The sequence below is a fragment of the Novosphingobium sp. NFX11 genome (assembly GCF_057376415.1).
Genome location: NZ_CP080384.1, coordinates 587,373 through 603,454, shown reverse-complemented (window position 1 = coordinate 603,454; position 16,082 = coordinate 587,373). Strand labels below are relative to the sequence as shown.

General features: G+C 65.3%; 20 protein-coding genes, 1 tRNA gene and 1 pseudogene. 8 read left to right on the top strand and 14 right to left on the bottom strand.

Translation table 11 applies throughout. From position 1 onward, the window contains the following. Positions 1–46 precede the first annotated feature (46 nt). Positions 47–1,333, bottom strand: a complete 1,287-nt coding sequence (locus KZO24_RS03215; RefSeq protein ID WP_271184700.1) for an SPOR domain-containing protein — start codon at positions 1,331–1,333, stop codon at positions 47–49. Between the two features lie 15 nt (positions 1,334–1,348). Continuing rightward, positions 1,349–2,068: a ParA family protein gene (locus KZO24_RS03210; RefSeq protein WP_271184699.1), complete on the bottom strand. Its 720-nt coding sequence runs from the start codon at positions 2,066–2,068 to the stop codon at positions 1,349–1,351. 218 nt (positions 2,069–2,286) lie between these two features. Between KZO24_RS03210 and KZO24_RS03205 the strand changes: the two genes are divergently transcribed. The 6 genes and pseudogenes from KZO24_RS03205 (at position 2,287) to KZO24_RS03180 (ending at position 6,841) form a co-directional block, all read left to right on the top strand. Continuing rightward, entirely contained in the window at positions 2,287–3,354 is a 1,068-nt protein-coding gene (locus KZO24_RS03205) for an SPOR domain-containing protein (protein ID WP_271184698.1), read from the top strand. Beyond that, a complete protein-coding gene (locus KZO24_RS03200; RefSeq protein ID WP_271184697.1) occupies positions 3,333–4,628 on the top strand; it encodes a DUF418 domain-containing protein in 1,296 nt (431 codons plus the stop codon). The genes KZO24_RS03205 and KZO24_RS03200 overlap by 22 nt, the downstream gene beginning before the upstream one ends. A gap of 67 nt (positions 4,629–4,695) precedes the next feature. Beyond that, complete coding sequence (locus tag KZO24_RS03195; protein ID WP_271184787.1) at positions 4,696–4,890, top strand: (2Fe-2S)-binding protein; 195 nt, start codon at positions 4,696–4,698, stop codon at positions 4,888–4,890. A 72-nt stretch (positions 4,891–4,962) separates the two neighbouring features. Further along, complete coding sequence (bfr, locus tag KZO24_RS03190) at positions 4,963–5,451, top strand: bacterioferritin (protein ID WP_008829349.1); 489 nt, start codon at positions 4,963–4,965, stop codon at positions 5,449–5,451. 234 nt (positions 5,452–5,685) lie between these two features. Further along, positions 5,686–6,219: pseudogene (locus tag KZO24_RS03185) on the top strand (AI-2E family transporter); the annotation flags it as partial. Positions 6,220–6,334: 115 nt separating this feature from the next. After that, positions 6,335–6,841, top strand: a complete 507-nt coding sequence (locus KZO24_RS03180; RefSeq protein WP_486486872.1) for an AI-2E family transporter — start codon at positions 6,335–6,337, stop codon at positions 6,839–6,841. Positions 6,842–7,000: 159 nt separating this feature from the next. Here the strand turns inward: KZO24_RS03180 and der are convergent, their stop codons facing one another. Continuing rightward, positions 7,001–8,380 carry a ribosome biogenesis GTPase Der gene (gene der / locus KZO24_RS03175; RefSeq protein ID WP_008833521.1) on the bottom strand — a complete coding sequence of 460 codons (1,380 nt, stop codon included), beginning with the start codon at positions 8,378–8,380 and terminating at the stop codon, positions 7,001–7,003. Positions 8,381–8,677: 297 nt separating this feature from the next. Here der and KZO24_RS03170 point away from each other — a divergent pair, with 297 nt between their 5' ends. Next, on the top strand, positions 8,678–9,346 hold the full coding sequence (locus tag KZO24_RS03170) for a CHAP domain-containing protein (protein ID WP_271184694.1): 669 nt from the start codon (positions 8,678–8,680) through the stop codon (positions 9,344–9,346). 65 nt (positions 9,347–9,411) lie between these two features. Here KZO24_RS03170 and KZO24_RS03165 read toward each other — a convergent pair whose 3' ends face one another. Further along, entirely contained in the window at positions 9,412–9,741 is a 330-nt protein-coding gene (locus KZO24_RS03165; RefSeq protein WP_271184693.1) for a DUF3297 family protein, read from the bottom strand. 78 nt (positions 9,742–9,819) lie between these two features. Between KZO24_RS03165 and KZO24_RS03160 the strand changes: the two genes are divergently transcribed. Then, positions 9,820–9,894 (top strand) — tRNA-Val (locus KZO24_RS03160). On the opposite strand, the gene KZO24_RS03155 is transcribed toward KZO24_RS03160, so the two are convergent. The 10 genes from KZO24_RS03155 to KZO24_RS03110 form a co-directional block, all read right to left on the bottom strand. Then, on the bottom strand, positions 9,873–11,132 hold the full coding sequence (locus tag KZO24_RS03155) for a tyrosine-type recombinase/integrase (protein WP_486486871.1): 1,260 nt from the start codon (positions 11,130–11,132) through the stop codon (positions 9,873–9,875). The genes KZO24_RS03160 and KZO24_RS03155 overlap by 22 nt on opposite strands. 136 nt (positions 11,133–11,268) lie before the next feature. Next, positions 11,269–12,012 (bottom strand): hypothetical protein, encoded by a 744-nt coding sequence (locus tag KZO24_RS03150; RefSeq protein ID WP_486486870.1) that lies wholly within the window; start codon positions 12,010–12,012, stop codon positions 11,269–11,271. Between the two features lie 35 nt (positions 12,013–12,047). Next, positions 12,048–13,103 carry an SNF2-related protein gene (locus KZO24_RS03145; protein ID WP_486486869.1) on the bottom strand — a complete coding sequence of 352 codons (1,056 nt, stop codon included), beginning with the start codon at positions 13,101–13,103 and terminating at the stop codon, positions 12,048–12,050. Beyond that, a complete protein-coding gene (locus tag KZO24_RS03140; RefSeq protein WP_486486868.1) occupies positions 13,094–13,702 on the bottom strand; it encodes a hypothetical protein in 609 nt (202 codons plus the stop codon). Before KZO24_RS03140 ends, KZO24_RS03145 begins: the two co-directional genes overlap by 10 nt. Beyond that, positions 13,699–14,049: a hypothetical protein gene (locus tag KZO24_RS03135; RefSeq protein ID WP_486486867.1), complete on the bottom strand. Its 351-nt coding sequence runs from the start codon at positions 14,047–14,049 to the stop codon at positions 13,699–13,701. The genes KZO24_RS03140 and KZO24_RS03135 overlap by 4 nt, the downstream gene beginning before the upstream one ends. Continuing rightward, positions 14,046–14,363 carry a hypothetical protein gene (locus KZO24_RS03130; protein WP_486486866.1) on the bottom strand — a complete coding sequence of 106 codons (318 nt, stop codon included), beginning with the start codon at positions 14,361–14,363 and terminating at the stop codon, positions 14,046–14,048. The genes KZO24_RS03135 and KZO24_RS03130 overlap by 4 nt, the downstream gene beginning before the upstream one ends. Further along, positions 14,360–14,992: a phiTE_072 family protein gene (locus tag KZO24_RS03125; protein WP_486486865.1), complete on the bottom strand. Its 633-nt coding sequence runs from the start codon at positions 14,990–14,992 to the stop codon at positions 14,360–14,362. Before KZO24_RS03125 ends, KZO24_RS03130 begins: the two co-directional genes overlap by 4 nt. Next, positions 14,989–15,345, bottom strand: coding sequence for a hypothetical protein (locus tag KZO24_RS03120; RefSeq protein WP_486486864.1), 357 nt, complete (start codon positions 15,343–15,345; stop codon positions 14,989–14,991). Before KZO24_RS03120 ends, KZO24_RS03125 begins: the two co-directional genes overlap by 4 nt. Continuing rightward, positions 15,342–15,842 (bottom strand): hypothetical protein, encoded by a 501-nt coding sequence (locus KZO24_RS03115; protein WP_486486863.1) that lies wholly within the window; start codon positions 15,840–15,842, stop codon positions 15,342–15,344. Before KZO24_RS03115 ends, KZO24_RS03120 begins: the two co-directional genes overlap by 4 nt. After that, the gene (locus tag KZO24_RS03110) at positions 15,842–16,069 is read right to left on the bottom strand and encodes a hypothetical protein (protein WP_486486862.1); all 228 of its coding nucleotides are present in this window, start codon (positions 16,067–16,069) and stop codon (positions 15,842–15,844) included. Before KZO24_RS03110 ends, KZO24_RS03115 begins: the two co-directional genes overlap by 1 nt. Positions 16,070–16,082: the final 13 nt, after the last annotated feature.

Here is a 16,082-nt window from a genome sequence, read left to right as displayed (position 1 = left end):
CAGGACGAAAGGGCCGTGCAAAGGTTCACATGGAACTTTTGAAGCTTCAGCGGCTCGCCAGCATCGGCCTGCCACGCGCAGCGACCGCGCCCGGCAGCGAGCGGCCGTCCTCATAGGCGAGGCATTCGCCGCCGCGTCCCTTGACGGTCGAGCACATCGACTGCGCCACGCCGCGCGCGAAACCTTCGGCGGCAACGCGGTAATAGCGACGCCCGTTGACGTCGGCCTCGGTGATCCGCAGCGCATGGCCACGCAGAGAGGGGTCGCGCTTCTGGAAGATCGCCCAGGCCCGCTTGGCGCCGTCCATCGTGCTGAACGAGCCGAGCTGCACCAGATGGCTGCCCGACTGGCCAGTCACGGCCTGTTTAACCGGAGCGACCTTCACCGCCGCCTTCTTCACCTGCGGCTTCTGCATGCGCGCGAGGCTGCCGTCGAAAGCACGTTCGATCAAGCGACGCGGCGCCTCGTCCGCGAACGCCATCGCCGGAGCGACCGGCGCAGGTGCTTCGGCAAAGACCGGAGCAGGCGCTGCCTCTTCGCTTGCAGGAAGTTCCGCGACAGGCTCAACCGGCTCGGCCGCAGCCATCATCACGCGCGGGGTATGATCGATACCGTTCAGTGCCAGCGCCGTCGGCTGGCCCGGATCGAGGCGCAGCGGCGTGCCCAGCAGGCCTGCGACGCGTGCGCGGCCCTGTTCGGGGCTCGCCTTCGCGCCCCAATCCTGCAGGCGCGCTTCGAGTTCATCGCCCGAGACATCCTGCGACGCGATCACCCGCGCCTCGGCCCAGCGGCCGTCGAGGGCATAAGCATAGGCAAGGTTCTGACGCGTCTTGGCGTTGTTTTCGCCGCCGCGCACGGCCTGCGAAAGCACCTCGACGCCCTGCGCAGGCTGGCCCGCCAGCGCCACGGCGAGGCCGTAGTCGCTCGCCGGGAGCTTGTTGGCAAAGCGCTGCAGCACGTCGAGCGCCTCGGCCTTGCGGCCCGAACCGATGTAGGCGAGCGCAAGGCTGAGCCCCGTGCGCGGGCTGCGGTCGCCCAGCGCCAGCGCGTCCTCGAAGGTCGTGGCGGCCGAATTGAAGCGACCCGCGGCAAGATAGCCCTGCGCCAGTGCCGAGCGGGCGCCCATGTCGCGCGGCGACTTGGCGACGCGCGCCTCGACCTTGGAAAGGGCGCCCTCGTCCACTCCGGCGACCTGCCCCTCGGCGACGCGCGTGTCACCCGCGCTGGCGACACCGTGCGGCCCACCCGCGCAGCCCGCGAGCAGCGCCGCGACCATGGCCGAGCACAAGGTGAAGCCTGCGTTACGGGCGCTGTTGTTGTGGCGGTTCTTCATTGCATCTACCCCAAATCAGGCCGGAACACGGCGGCCGAAACCGCCCACCGGACGCAGCACGCCTCCCTGCACCGGCTGTCCGACAGCAGGCGTGGCGAAGATCGTGCGGCGAAAATTCTTTTCGAGACGGTCGGCGACATAGGCCCACAAGGCGGCCATCTCGGCGGCGGAGCGACCGTTCGGGTCGATCTCCATGACGGTGCGGCCATCGATCATCGAGGCCGCGAAATCGGTGCGCTGGTGCACGGTGACCGGCGCCACGGTGCCATGCTGCGAGAGCGCGACGGCGGCCTCGGCGGTGATGCGCGCCTTGGGCGTGGCGCCGTTGACGACGAAGACCAGCGGTTTGCCCGACCGCTCGCACAAGTCGACGGTGGCGCCCACCGCGCGCAAGTCGTGCGGGCTGGGGCGGGTCGGGATGACGATGAGTTCGGCGACGGCGATGACGCTCTGGATCGCGAGGGTAATTGCGGGCGGGGTGTCGATCACCGCCAGCTTGAAACCCTGCTGGCGCAGCACCTGAAGATCTGCGGCAAGGCGCGCCACGGTAGTCTGCGCGAAGGCCGGCATCTCCGCCTCGCGCTCGTTCCACCAGTCGGAAAGCGAGCCTTGCGGGTCGATGTCGATCAGCACGACCGGCCCGGCTCCGGCGCGCTGCGCCTGCACGGCAAGATGGCCGGACAGCGTCGTCTTGCCCGATCCGCCCTTCTGCGATGCCAAAGCCAAAACGCGCAAAACCGATTCCTCTATACGGCGGGCGCCGTGCCCTGCCGATGGGAGTGCCAGATCGTTCCTAATTTACGGTTAATTGCTTAGAGGGGCGAAACCGGGCGTTCACCGGCGCAAGTGTGACGATTCAGAGTGCACCCCACGTTAACGCTTTTAGCTTACCACAATCCGTGGTTCATGGGGATCCTGGACCTTCTACGGGGCAGCACCGGAACACCGACGACGTGAGCAAGATTCTCCCGATACTCACCGCCGCCATGGTGGCGCTCGCCGTGCCCGCATGGAGCGCGGGCCTCGCCGCCGACATGGCCGGAACCAGTGTAAAGGACGGCGTCGATGCGTGGTCCAGCGGCAATTACGACGACGCCGTGCGCATCTGGCAGCCGCTCGCCAACCAGGGCGACCCCGACGCGCAGTTCAACCTGGCGCAGGCCTACAAGCTGGGACGCGGCGAGCCGCTCGACCTGGCCCGCGCCGAGGATCTTTACGGCAAGGCCGCTGCCAAGGGCCATGTGCAGGCCGCCGACGCCTACGGCCTGCTGCTGTTCCAGCGCGGCGAGCGCCAGCGCGCCCTGCCCTATATCCAGAACTCGGCCGCTCGCGGCGATCCGCGCGCGCAATACATTCTCGGCGTCGCGCACTTCAACGGCGACCTCGTGCCCAAGGACTGGGTGCGCGCCTATGCGCTGGCCAGTCTCGCGCAGGCCGCCGGGCTCCCGCAGGCCAAGAGCGCGCTGGAGCAGATGGACCGCAACATCCCGCTGGCGGACCGTCAGAAGAGCGTCGTCCTCGCCCAGAAGATCGCGGCCGAAACGCAGGCGAACCTCCAGCGCCAGAGCGCCTCGGCCGAACTCGGCACCCGCCTCGCCATGGCCGAGCCGGTCCGCGCGCCAGAGGTGACCGAGGCGAAGCGCGCCGTCACCGAAGCCGCCCGCGCCGCCGGAACGAGCGATACCCTGCCCCGCAGCGCCGCTCCTGCGCCGGTCAAGGCCGCGCCGGTCAAGCCACTTGGGCCGCAACCGGCACCTGCACCCAAGCCCCCAGCACCAAAACCCGCAGCCTCCGGCCCGTGGCGCGTCCAGCTCGGCGCCTTCGGCGTTCCCGGCAATGCCGAGGCGCTGTGGGGCAAGATCAAGGGCCGCCCCGAACTCGCCGGTCATCCGCGCGCGCTGGTGCCCGCAGGACGGCTGACGAAGCTGCAGGCCACCGGCTTCGCCTCGAAGGCCGAGGCCGACGCTGCCTGTGCCCGCCTGACCGCCGGTGGCTTCGGGTGTCTGGCGAGCAGGGACTGACCTTCTCCGACCTCGCCGAAGAGGATGCGCCCGCCGCTGCCCCGGCGCGGCTGGAAACGCTTGACCTGATCCGCGGCGTCGCCGTGCTCGGCATCCTGGCGATCAATATCGCCGGGTTCGCCGGACCGATGATCGGCACGACGACGCCGACGCTCCTCCATCCCGTCAGCCCGCTGGACGAGGCCGCATGGGCGTTCAGCTTCCTGTTCTTCGAGGGCAAGATGCGGGCGCTGTTCACCCTGCTGTTCGGCGCCGGGCTGGTGCTGTTCCACGAACGCGCGGAGGCGGCAGGGCGCGACGGCGACCAGATCCAGCTGCGACGGCTCGGCTGGCTGCTGCTGCTGGGGATCGCGCATTACCTGCTGCTGTGGTGGGGCGACATCCTGTTCCTCTACGCCGCCTGCGGCATCGCGGCGCTGCTGATGCGCCCGCTCAGCGACCGCATGCTGCTGTGGATCGCCCTTGCCCTCTACTACGCCTGGCACATCTGGGGGATGTTCGACGCCGCGACCGCCATCGACGCCGAACACGCCGTGCGCGACCACGTCGCCACGACGGAGCAACTGCGCCTGCTCGCGGCCCGACTGCAGCCGATGTACGACTGGGCAGCGCAGGAAATGCACGAGGCCCGGCTTGGCTGGCTCGACCTCCTGCGGGTCAAGCTGGTCGAACGCCCCTTCTGGCAGATTCAGATGATATCGGGCTCGTTCTCCGAAACGCTGCCGCTGATGCTGATCGGCATGGCGCTCTATCGGGCCGGCTTGTTCGATGGAACATTGCGCCGCAAGCGCCTGATCGAAGTCTCGCTCGCCTGCACGTTCGCGGGGATGGCCCTGACCGTTATGTTCCTCGGCTGGGCCTGGCCGCGCCATTTCCCGGCCGTCGCCATGCAGGCCGCGCTCGTATGGGGGCTCGCCATGCCACACGTACTGGGCGGCGTCGGCTATGCCGGGCTGCTGGTGCTCGCCGCGCCCCGAATCGCGCCGACGTGGCTCGGCCGCCGCCTGATCGCCGCCGGACGAATGGCGTTCAGCAACTACATCGCCACCAGCCTCGTCATGACTTTCGTGTTCTACGGCTGGGGCCTCGGGCTCTACGGTCAGGTCCCGCCTGCACGGCAATGGCTGTTCGTGCTGGGCGGCTGGGCGCTGATGCTGGCGTGGAGCCCGGTCTGGCTGCGGCATTTCCGGCGCGGGCCGCTGGAATGGCTCTGGCGCTCGCTCGTGGAGCACCGCTTGCTTGACAATCGCCCGCTGAACAATCGCATAGCCTGATGCATTTTCGCTATTGCGATCTATTCGCACTCGCATATATTGAGCGAAGAACACAAGGATTCTGCTCATGTACGTGTGCATCTGCAATGCCATCCGAGAGACCGAACTTCGCTGCGCAGCCCGCCGTGTGCGCGGCAATGCCGAAGCGATCTACGGCTCGATCGGTCGCACCCCGCAGTGCCGCCAGTGCCTGGACGAAGCCGAAGACATCATCGCCGACGAAGTTTCGTCCGCCGGAATGGGAATAGCTGCCGCCGCGTAATTCATGACCTGACTTGCCCGACTCGACATTGCCGGATATAGGCCGCGGCTCCAGAATAGGAGTTTCCGCGCGATGAAGGGCGACCTCAAGGTTATCGAGTTTCTGAACAAGGCGCTGTTCAACGAGCTCACCGCAATCAACCAGTACTGGCTGCATTATCGCATGCTAGACAACTGGGGCATCAAGAAGCTCGCCGAGTACGAGCGCCACGAATCGATCGACGAAATGAAGCACGCCGACGTGCTGGCCGATCGCATCCTCTATCTCGACGGCCTCCCCAACTTCCAGAACCTGGGCAAGCTGCGCGTCGGCGAAACGGTCGAGGAAATCCTCAAGGCCGACCTCGCGCTCGAATACGACGCGATCCCGATGCTCAAGGAAGCCATCGCCCACTGCGAGACCGTGCGCGACTTCGTCAGCCGCGAGATCTTCGCCCGCATCCTCGAGAGCGAGGAAGAGCACGTCGACTTCCTCGAAAAGCAGTTCGACATGATCGCCCGCATGGGCATCCAGAACTACTGCCAGCTCCAGAGCAAGCCGGCCGGCGAATCGGAATCCTGATTTGCTTGTGAGAATGCCCTGCGGGGCATTCTCATGCGGCACCGGCCCACGCCCCCACCCGACCTCCCATCTATGGTACGCTCGTGGGAGGTCGGGTGGGCCGGATGCTCGCATTTGGGGCCGGTGCCGCAAAATACGCCTGCGGCGGATTTACCGACAGACCCCAACGGGAACCGCCGCCGCTGCCGTCGTTTATCGGATGGCAGCGGCGGTTTTGCGTTGTAAGGGGTGGTAATGGGATCTGACGAAAAGCGTGGGTTACAGACCGAGGATGTCGGCTTCGCCGTCCTCGTGGTGCTTATTTCCTTGGCCGGGGCCTATCTGCTCGCCCCGTATTTCGGCGCTGTCCTGTGGGGCGTGGTCGCCGCGATCATGTTCCAGCCGATGACCGCGAAGCTCGCCGAACGGCTGGACGGACGCAAGAACCTTGCCGCCTCGATCGTTCTGTTCGGCCTGATCGCACTGTTCGTGGTGCCGACGATCCTGCTTGGCATCAGCATCGTCAACGAGGCGACGGTCCTCTACCAGAAGATCACCACCGGCCAGATCGACTTCGGCCGCATCGTCCAGCAGGTCCAGGGCGCTCTGCCGCACCGCGTGCGCAGCATGGTCGCCGAATTCGGCCTCAACGATTTCGAGACGATCCGCCGCCAGTTCGGCTCCAGCATCACCAGCGGCTTGCAGACGGTCGCAGGCCGGGTGCTGTCGGTCGGTCAGGGCGCGCTGAGCTTCGTGGCGGCACTGGGCGTGATGCTCTACCTCAGCTACTTCCTGCTGCGTGACGGCGACCGCTACGGCGAAATGGTGCGCACCAGCATGCCGCTCCACGCCGACACGCGCGATTCTGCTGATCCAGAACTTCCTGCTCGTGGTGCGCGCGACGATGCGCGGCACCGTGGTCGTCGCGGTGGTGCAAGGGCTGCTCGGCGGGCTGCTGTTCTCGGTGCTGGGCATCGAGGGCGCGGTGATCTGGGGCGTGCTGATGGGGTTCTTTTCGCTGCTGCCTGCCGTCGGGACCGGCATCATCTGGGTGCCTGCCGCGATCTACCTCTTCGCTTCCGGCAACACTGTGCACGGCGGCATCGTGGTGTTCTGCGGCGTGTTCATCATCGGCATGGTCGATAACGTGCTGCGCCCGATCCTCGTCGGCCGCGACACCCGCCTGCCCGACTTTGTGGTGCTGATCGCGACGCTTTCGGGGCTGGAACTGTTCGGCCTCAACGGCTTCATCATCGGCCCGGTCATCGCCGCCCTGTTCATCGCGGTGTGGAACCAGCATCGCGACCGGCGCGAAGCCAAAGCCTCTGTGGCGGAAGGCTCGCCGATCCCGGTGCAGACCGAAGCGGGTGCGGCAAAGGCCATCGAGGAAGCAGTGGCGCATCCTTCATGACGCCCCGTCGTTCCGGACTTGATCCGGGACCGCTGGCACATCTTGAGGCGATAGGCCGCAGGCGCACGCAGCGACGTGGGCCGCTCATGGCCAGCGGTCCCGGATCAAGTCCGGGACAACGGAAACGACAAGGCCGGAGTTTATACCCCGGCCTTGCCCTCAGTCCTTCTTGAACGGGTTCTTTGCGCTGCGCAGGTTCAGGCGGATCGGCACCGATTCGAAGCCCAGTTCACGCCGCATCCCGTTGATGAGATAGCGCTTGTAGCTCTCCGGCAGCAGGTCGAGGCGGGTGCCGAAGACCACGAAGCCCGGCGGGCGGGTCTTCGCCTGGGTGATGTAGCGCAACTTGATGCGCTTGCCGCCCGGCGCCGGCGGCGGGTTGGCGCCCAGCGCATCGTCGAACCAGCGGTTGAGCGCCGAAGTCGGCACGCGCTTGCTCCACGCCTCGCGGATGGAGAAGGCCGCGGCGATCATCTCGTCCAGCCCCTTGCCGGTGCGCGCGGAGACCGCCAGCAGCGGCAGACCGCGAACCTGCGCCAGTCCATCATCCAGCGCGGCGCGAATGCCGTTGAACAGGCCCGAGGCATCCTCGGCCACGTCCCACTTGTTGATCGCGATCATCAGCGCGCGGCCCTCCTCCAGCACCTTCGACGCGATCGTCAGGTCCTGGTGCTCCAGCCCGCGCGTGGCATCGAGGAGCAACACGACGACTTCGGCGAAATCGATCGCATGGCGCGCGTCGGCCACGGCCATGCGCTCCAGCTTCTCGACCACGTTGGCGCGCTTGCGCATGCCGGCCGTGTCGATCAGGTGAACCTCACGCGTGTCCTGCGTCTTGGGGTCCGTCCAGTTCCAGTGGATGGTGATCGAATCGCGGGTGATCCCCGCCTCCGGCCCGGTGAGCAGGCGGTCCTCGCCCAGCAGCTTGTTGATGAGCGTGGACTTGCCCGCGTTCGGACGGCCGACGATCGCCAGCTTGAGCGGCGCGAGCAGGCGCGCTTCCTCGTCCTCTTCCTCGGGAAATTCGTCTTCGGGCGGCTGCAGCGGATCGAGGTGCGGCAACAGCGCCTCGAACAGGTCCGCCATGCCTTCGCCGTGTTCGGCGGAGACACCGATCGGATCGCCGAGGCCCAGCGAATAGGCTTCCAGCAGCCCGCCTTCGCCCGCACGGCCCTCGGCCTTGTTGGCAAGCAGGATCACCGGCACCGGCGAGGCGCGCAGCCAGTTGCCGATCTCCTCGTCGAGCGGGGTGAGCCCCGCGCGCGCATCGACCACGAACAGCGCGACATCCGCGGTCGCCAGCGCGGCCTCGGTCTGCTTGCGCATCCGGCCGGGCAGCGTCTCGGCCTCGTCGTCCTCCCAGCCGGCGGTGTCGACGATCTGGAATTTCAGGCCGATAAGCTCGGCATCGCCGAAACGACGGTCGCGCGTGACGCCGGGCTGGTCGTCGACCAGCGCCAGCTTCTTGCCGACGAGTCGGTTGAACAGCGTGGACTTGCCGACGTTGGGTCGGCCTATGATGATAACTTGGGGAAGCATGATTCCCACCGCTTGGGGATTTCCGGCGAATTTAGCAAGCTTTGCGGTGATCTCGCGCTGCCCTGCCAAGAGCAGGACGCGTCGGCGTCAGCCCCGGCCACTTCGCGAAAAGCACGCCGATTACCTGCATTTACAAAGACATCAGGAAAAGGACGAAAATCCGCGTTAACGTCGATGCAATCGATTGATGCTCAATATTCGAGCCGATTTGAGCAACTCGACCGGAACCTTTCGGCCGCTCGTCGTTAACCAACCCCGGAAGACGCATGGCAATGTTCCGAGGGCAAAACGGCGTTCATGAGGGCTTTTCGATACATCACCGTTGCAGCGCTGGCTCTGGCGAGCGTGCTTCCCGCAACCGCCATGGCCGCAACCGCCATGGCCGCGACCGTCATCGACGCGGACGGCGCGCGCGACGGCGGCGCGGGCTCGGCCGTGAGCGTGCCCAATACCCCCGGCCACCTCGAATGCGTGCCTTATGCGCGCACCACTTCGGGCATCCAACTCTATGGCGATGCGTGGACCTGGTGGGGTCAGGCCAAGGGCCGCTACGCCACCGGCGGATCGCCGCGCGTGGGCGCGGTAATGGCGATCAAGCCGTTCAACAATTCGAAGCTCGGCCACGTCGCCACCGTCAGCCGCATCGTCGATGCGCGCACAGTGCTGCTCAGCCACGCCAACTGGTCGGTGCCGGGCGAGATCGAGCGCAACGTCACCGCGCTCGACGTCTCGCCGAACAACGACTGGAGCGAAGTGCGCATCTGGTACGGGCCGTCACGCAATCTGGGCAACACGCACTGGCCGGTCTCGGGCTTCATCTACAACGCCAAGCCCGGCACGAAGTTCAGGGATGCAGAGCCCGATCGCGGCGAAGTTCGCCTTGCCTTTGCCCGCGATGGCAGTCCGGCAAAGAAAAAGGGCCGCCGCAGCGACCCTATCGGCGACATTATCGCCGGGAAATTCTAACCCTCTCATCCCCCGGGAAGAGCGCGCCCTCGCCTATGCGACGGCGCGCTTTTCGTTCCGGGAGTTCAGTCTTTCTTCGCGACCGGCGGGTTCTCTCCGAGGTCTTCGTACCATGCCTCGACCGGCCCCATCAGCTTGACGGTAAGCGGATTGCCCTTGCGGTCGAGCGTCTTGCCCGCCTGAACGCGCACCCAGCCTTCGGAAATGGAATATTCCTCGACATTGGTGCGCACGGTGCCCTTGAAGCGGATGCCGACGCCGCGCTGCAGCTTGTCCTGATCGAAGAACGGGCTGCGCGGATTGATCGCGAGGTGATCGGGCGGCACGTCGGAACCGGCATTGGGCGTACCGGAGGCGACGGGGGCGGATTCGGGCGTGGTGTTATCTTCAGTCATGTCGCAGCGATTTATCTTGCATTCCCCGCTTGTCAATTCGATCCGGCCTGTCTAAAGGCGCGCTTCCGCTAACGGAGCGGGCGCGTAGCTCAGCGGTAGAGCACACCCTTCACACGGGTGGGGTCGCAGGTTCAAACCCTGCCGCGCCCACCAGCCTCAACAAGGCTGGTTCCCTCGCTCAAAGCGAGTTTCCCAACCACTACGATTTGACCGCCCTGACCCTCAGTGGTCAGCAAATGGTCAGCATCAAATGCCAGCGCCTCGCGGTGGACAGCACGCCATAGGCTGCTCAGCGCCCGCGTGACGTTCCGCATCCGCTCGGGACGGTACTTGGCATAGATCTTCGTGGTGCGCGCGAGCTTGCCCTCGTGCCCCAACATTTCCACAACTTCACGTTCCGGGACGCTCTCATCCTCATAGAGCAGCGTCGCGATCGTGTGCCGGATCGTCTTCGGGTGGACATCGTCGCCGAAGCCGAGCGTGCGCTTCATGATCCGCCATGCGGTGCGCCGCCCGGCCGGATCGTAATCCTCTGCCGCCCAGCGGCGCAGCACACCCCGCAGCGGCCAGATCGCCGGTAGGATCGAATTGCGCTTGCGCGTCTGGGGCGCCGCCCCGGGCTGGAGGTCGATGAAGCCGAACCGCTCGCTGAACTGATCGCGCGGATTGAACTTGGCGGCCGCCATCGGCCGCACGGCCGTCGCGAACTGGAGCGCCACGTATCGGAACAGGTCCGGGCTATGCGCGGCGTACCATGCGATTCTGGCCATCTCTTCGATGGAGAGCACGCGCTCGCGCGGCTGGGACTGATACTTCGCGTCGAGGTCCGGGATACGGGGTGCGTGGGTGATTCGCATATTGTCGGCCGCGTAGTGCACGGCCGCCCGGATATCGTTGATGTTGCGCTGGACGGTAGCCCCGGCGACGCCCTCCTCGCTCTCATAGGGGTAGGTCTCCCCGAACCATTCCAGTTCGAAGCTATGCGGCCCCATGCGCCATTCCCGGAACCGTTCAAACAGAGCTGGGGTCAGATCGGTAACCACGGCCGTCACGCCCACCGGATCCTGCCAGATGAACGCAAGGAAGGTGCGCAGGGAGCGGCTGGTCTGATCGCTGTTGACGGACTTGCGCCCCTTCTCCTTGTAATAAGTGGTCAGGATCACGGCCACCGCGGCGTCGGTCGGCGCCTGCCTCGTGTTCAGCGCCTTCAACTCGTCGACGTGAGCGTCCATTACTGCCTTGGCGGCAGTCAGTTCCCTCTTGCGAGTGCTGCGATATACGATCGTCCGTCCACGGGCGGTGGCAATTTGCCAGATGCCGGGCGCCTTGCCGTCACGGCGGGTGTCGAGCCAATAGTCGCCGACGATATAGGGGCTGGTTTCACGGGACATAATTCGTTCGCTTCAATCTTCGATAGGTCTACCAGGAAGCCGTACCCGGCCATTTCCTGAAGTTGCTCAAGGGTGAAGGTCGCGCCTGTGCCATTGCGCAGCGCGCGGCGGAACTTGGATGCGATAGTGTGGGCAGTCATACTGACTGCTCCATATTCGCTCGCGCATTCTCGATCGCGAGCAGAGGCGAGAGGCCGTCCCCAACGAGTTCCCGCTCGCGGTCGTTGATCGGTCCGCTCCAACGGTAAACCCGCCATCCCTCCGACAAATCGTCATCATCGCCGTAGACCGGGCGATGATACTTCAGTTCGAGGGTGGTCTGGCTGGTGAGCCAATCCCATGCCTCGCGCGGATCGGCTTGCGTCTTCGCCCGCGCGACATACAGGTCGAGCCATTCTTGCAGGCGCACGAGGTTCATGATGAGGCCATGGCGGCCGCCATCGTGCTTTCGCACAAGGTCGAGCACGCCGCAGTCGCCGCCGATGAGCGTGTTCAGACCATTGTCGAGGACCGGCATTCCGTCCATCGCGGGCGGCTGCTTGTTGTTCCGTGCATCCAGCAACAGCGGCAAGGCATCGGCCCAAACGCGATCGAACGACGTCAGGTGGCTGTATCCTGCATCCTGCTTCGCCTTTGCCAACCAGGCAGCGCGCTTGCTGGCGGAATCCTGCAGGTCAGCGATCCGACGTTCTGCAGCACCGGCCCTGCGGTCGGCTTCGTCACGGTCAGCGCGGATGCTTTCGGCTGTTTCGCCCTCGCTTTCTTCGATGTACGCCGCGAATATGTGGTAGATATGCCAACCTTGCTGATTGCTTATCCAAACATCGATGTTGTCGGGATTGGGCACGACACCCAATGCCGCCGCGCGGTAGTGTTCCACTCGCTCAAACGCCCAGCGGGCCGGTGTAGGTAGGTTCATGCTGCCTTCGCCTCCGTCGCGCCGATAACGAACTCGGCGAGCTTCTTCACTCGGCTCTCATCGACATGACGTTCGGCCATGAGCAGGCCCGGATCGTTGATGCCACGCGCCTGGTCGGCCTTGAGGCCCAGAAGCTCCATAAGCACCGGATCGCTGCCGCCATCGGCGTGGAGGTAGTGAGCGGTCACCTGCTCAGCCTGTCCCGGCCGGCGCAGACGACCGATGAGCTGATGATGAACCTGCGGCGACCAGTCGAGTTCGCCGAAGACGATGTCGCTACAGTGGTATTGCAGCCCATCCAGGCCCGCGCCTGACCGCAGCGAGATCATCATCACGCGAGAATCCCCGCCGCAGAATGCCTCGACGCTCTTGGCCTTGCCGGCGCTCGTTTCCGAGCCGGTGAACAGCACCGGATTGAATTCGGCCAGAGCCTCCTTCCAGATCGCGTAGACCTCGCGGTGCCAGCCCGTCACCAGGACGCGCTTGCTGCCACGGAGCAGGAGCTTGATGTAGGCGGCAACCGCCCTCGCCTTCCCGATGCCAGTGAGCTGGCGCAAGCGGAGGTCGAGCTCGCGCGCCGCGGAGCCCGCCTCGGTGAATGATCCGCCGATGACGGCCATGGCCAGCGTGCGGAGCAACTGCTCCTCATCGTCCACGGCGCGCTGATCGAACTCGACCTGATAGTCGAGCACGTTGGCAGGCGGCATCGCCGCGTCCACCGTGGCATCATCCTCGCGCCGGCGCAGGAAGTAGCCGGTGCTGCGCAGGTATGAGCCGAGCGCGTCAGGATCCTTGACCGCAACGCTGTTGCCGCACCACTCGCGTTGAAACTCGTAGATGTCGCCGAGAAGCCCCGGCTTGATGAATTCCATCACCGCATGGATTTCGTTGCCCATGTTGTAGATGGGAGTCGCGGTCAGCCCGAGGTGGAACTGGGTGTGATGGCGGAGAACTTCCGACGCCGACCCCTTCGCCGTCCCGCGCCCATGCCGGAGCTCCTGTACCTCGTCCCACGCTGCCGACTTGAAAACGCCCTTAGCGATTACCTGCACCCACCCCCGATGTTCGAGTACCGGAAGATGTAGAGGTCGGCAGGCGGCAGGTCATAGGGCGTGCGCCCCTTGATGACGTGGACGCGCAGATTCGTGAACTTCTCCGCCTGCTTCTTCCATTGCGCGGCAAGGTGCGGCTGGACGACGATTGCCATAGGCAGCGGTGCCCCCATGGCGGCCGCCGCGAAGGTGCTGATCGTCTTGCCCAGGCCGACTTCGTCGCCGAGCAGGAGGGCGCCGTTCGCGACCGCGATCCGCGCCGCCTGCGACTGGTAGAGGTAGGGCGACCATTCCGGCTTGAAGGCAGGCAACTCGCCCGGCTGCCAGTCCGGCAACAGAATGCGATCACGCTCGGCGATGCGATCCCGGATCCGCTCCGCGCCCTCCGCGATGCGCGCGCTCTCGTCATGCTCCAGCGGAAAGCGGAGCATGAACCATTCCAGGTCGGCGCGCACCTCGTCGCTATCGAGCAGCGTCATCTGCTCCGCTTCCTTCCTCACGCGAGGAAAGAGGCGCTTGAACGATATGGCGATATGCGGCTGGAGGTCGGAAACCTGCCAGCGCTGGATTTCCGGTCTGAATTGAAGGCGGCCGTTCACAGGGCGCTCCGTCCAAGGGGGATGTAGAAGAGCGGCTTGCCGTTGATCGCGGCTGGCAAGCCCATGGCGGTGGCAGTCACGAGGAACAGCGCAGTGATGCGATCCTCCTCGGCGTAGCGCTCCAGCTGGCGGAAGACCTCGCGCTTACGGGCGCGGGCCTTGCACTCGATCCCGATGCCATACTGGCAGAGGAAATCGATGCGGTTGCCGGGGCTCAGGCGGACTTCGCGTTCGAAGGCGATGCTCCCCCGTGCCAGATGAGCCGCGAGGTCGGCATGGAGAAGGTATTCGTCTCCCTGACGATACCGGCCGCGGCGAAGATGGGTGGCGAGATCGTGTGCGTTCATGCCGCCGCTCCGATCTCGATCAGGTTGATGAGCTTGTCCGCCTGCTCGCGTGTCCAGCGCTGCCCCATCAACATGTCCTCCACCATGTGGTAGGGGGTTCTCGCAGGCGGCGTTGCGTACAGCTCCGATAGGGTGACCACGCAGCACAGCGAGCGCTCACGGTGATTGTCCGCATGGTCCAGCGTGTAGGTTCGAGAATAGACCTGCCACGTCTTCTTACGGATGTTGACGAGCTCGCCAGGCGCTGGCGCATGGCTGCTGTCGAACCAAGCAATGATGCTGCCGTCGACGTGGAATTCGATCCGGTCGGTCATGCCGCCTGCTCCTGTGCCTTGCGCCCTTGATGCGCTATCCAGTGCGGACGCAGCACATCCTCACAGAACGGCTGCCACACCTCGTTCCAGAACCGGCGGGCGGTAGGCGCATCGCGCATGACGGACGGGTCCGAGCAGTCGAGGCGTGCTGACCATTCACTGTCATCATAGAGGCGCCGGATCATGTCAGAGGTGCCGCCATCCATCTGAGCGCTGTCGAGCGTGTCCCACAGATCGCGCGCGGCCTCGCGATCGATCCAGCCCCGCCGCCGATCTTCGATGATCTCGCGCTTGAGGCTGGCGACCGTCGCATCGAAATCGGCGACACGGTGCGGCTGGCGCGCGGCCTTCTCCATGAAGTAATCGAAGTGAAGGCCGTACAGGAAGGCATGCAGGCTGCGCTCGCCACGCCCATAGCTGGGCCAGCCATAACTGAACGTGCCGTACCCGCCCTCGATCATGAGATAGCCGGTGCGCTCGTCGATCATGATGAAGTGATGTTCCTGCCAGGAACGGATCTCGCCGTCCTCAAGGCTCTGCAGGAAGCGGTCGCCCGAGCGCACCTCATATGCGGCTGGGCCAGCGACGGCGGCGCATTGCGCGTGGGGGCCGAGAGCGAGCGCGCTCATGCTGCCCGCCTTTCCGGCGTATCTCGCCAGTAGCTCATCCATTGCCGAAAGGTCATGCTGCTGTCGGCGTTGATGTAATCCCGATACCGGCGCTGGCTGCGCGTCAGTTTGGGCGGCGCGGGACTGTTCTCGGCCATGCACTGCCGACCGGCGTCGGTGACAAAGAACAGGTCATCCCCGCCGGTCAGATCGTTGCCGGGCCTCATCGTCATCAGGCCGAGCGCAACGGCGAGGATGCAGGTGGGATAGTCCTTCGATCCTTCGGCGGTGACGAAGTGGTTGCGGTAGTGCTGACCTCGTCCGAACTGGTCGACGCCGAGGCTGTGCTGCAGGATGTCGATCATCTTGCTCATGCCACGGCCTCATCGGCTGGCATCCGGTAGCGGATGCGATGATCTTCGGGCAGGTACTGACGGAATGCGGCTACCGCCTCGTCAATGCTCGGATGATTGAGCACCATATCTTCGTGCGCCGCGCGCTCGTGGAACATCAGCTCGAAATGCCCGGACGCTTTCGCGCGGATCTCGCACCGGATGCGCGCCTCGTGGCAGAGCAGGACGAGCCTAGTCAGCGGCATGAAGTCGTAGGTCGACATGGTGCCGTCGCGCCAGGGCACCGTCATGACCCCGCAGCCTTCCCACGCACCCGATCCCCAGTTGATCTTGTCCCAGTTGATCGGCGCGTTGTAGATGCCGTTGCCGATCATGCCGCAGATATCGATGACCTTGGCCTGGAATGGGCTCAGGCTTTCAGGAACCGGCTTCCACGCACGCCGATTTGCATTGAGGCGATTGCAGGCCGCGTTGTTGCTCTCCGCCCAGCGGGCGTGGTCCATGGTTGCGTAACTCATCAGAAGGGTATCCCGTCTTCATAGTTCTCGAACTCCTCGATCACCACCGGATCGGGGCGAACGGCCATGAGGCGCGCTTCCATGACGTAGAATTCCTGTCCGGGGTTCAACGTGGAGAGGCGCGACGCTTCGGTCCTCGCGCGGGCGAGTTCCTCGTGCCGAACACGGGGTGACCACGCACCGTTCGGGTTCCAGACAATGAAAAAGCTGGGCTTGTAGCTGCTCATGCCGCGATTGCCT

What these genes read in the sequence shown, in the direction of transcription:
- KZO24_RS03215 (WP_271184700.1), bottom strand. Translation starts at nt 1,333, where the DNA reads ATGAAGAACCGCCACAACAACAGCGCCCGTAACGCAGGCTTCACCTTG.
- KZO24_RS03195 (WP_271184787.1), top strand. Translation starts at nt 4,696, where the DNA reads ATGTACGTGTGCATCTGCAATGCCATCCGAGAGACCGAACTTCGCTGC.
- bfr (WP_008829349.1), top strand. Translation starts at nt 4,963, where the DNA reads ATGAAGGGCGACCTCAAGGTTATCGAGTTTCTGAACAAGGCGCTGTTC.
- KZO24_RS03180 (WP_486486872.1), top strand. Translation starts at nt 6,335, where the DNA reads ATGCGCGGCACCGTGGTCGTCGCGGTGGTGCAAGGGCTGCTCGGCGGG.
- der (WP_008833521.1), bottom strand. Translation starts at nt 8,380, where the DNA reads ATGCTTCCCCAAGTTATCATCATAGGCCGACCCAACGTCGGCAAGTCC.
- KZO24_RS03170 (WP_271184694.1), top strand. Translation starts at nt 8,678, where the DNA reads ATGAGGGCTTTTCGATACATCACCGTTGCAGCGCTGGCTCTGGCGAGC.
- KZO24_RS03165 (WP_271184693.1), bottom strand. Translation starts at nt 9,741, where the DNA reads ATGACTGAAGATAACACCACGCCCGAATCCGCCCCCGTCGCCTCCGGT.
- KZO24_RS03155 (WP_486486871.1), bottom strand. Translation starts at nt 11,132, where the DNA reads ATGTCCCGTGAAACCAGCCCCTATATCGTCGGCGACTATTGGCTCGAC.
- KZO24_RS03135 (WP_486486867.1), bottom strand. Translation starts at nt 14,049, where the DNA reads ATGAACGCACACGATCTCGCCACCCATCTTCGCCGCGGCCGGTATCGT.
- KZO24_RS03130 (WP_486486866.1), bottom strand. Translation starts at nt 14,363, where the DNA reads ATGACCGACCGGATCGAATTCCACGTCGACGGCAGCATCATTGCTTGG.
- KZO24_RS03125 (WP_486486865.1), bottom strand. Translation starts at nt 14,992, where the DNA reads ATGAGCGCGCTCGCTCTCGGCCCCCACGCGCAATGCGCCGCCGTCGCT.
- KZO24_RS03120 (WP_486486864.1), bottom strand. Translation starts at nt 15,345, where the DNA reads ATGAGCAAGATGATCGACATCCTGCAGCACAGCCTCGGCGTCGACCAG.
- KZO24_RS03115 (WP_486486863.1), bottom strand. Translation starts at nt 15,842, where the DNA reads ATGAGTTACGCAACCATGGACCACGCCCGCTGGGCGGAGAGCAACAAC.
- KZO24_RS03110 (WP_486486862.1), bottom strand. Translation starts at nt 16,069, where the DNA reads ATGAGCAGCTACAAGCCCAGCTTTTTCATTGTCTGGAACCCGAACGGT.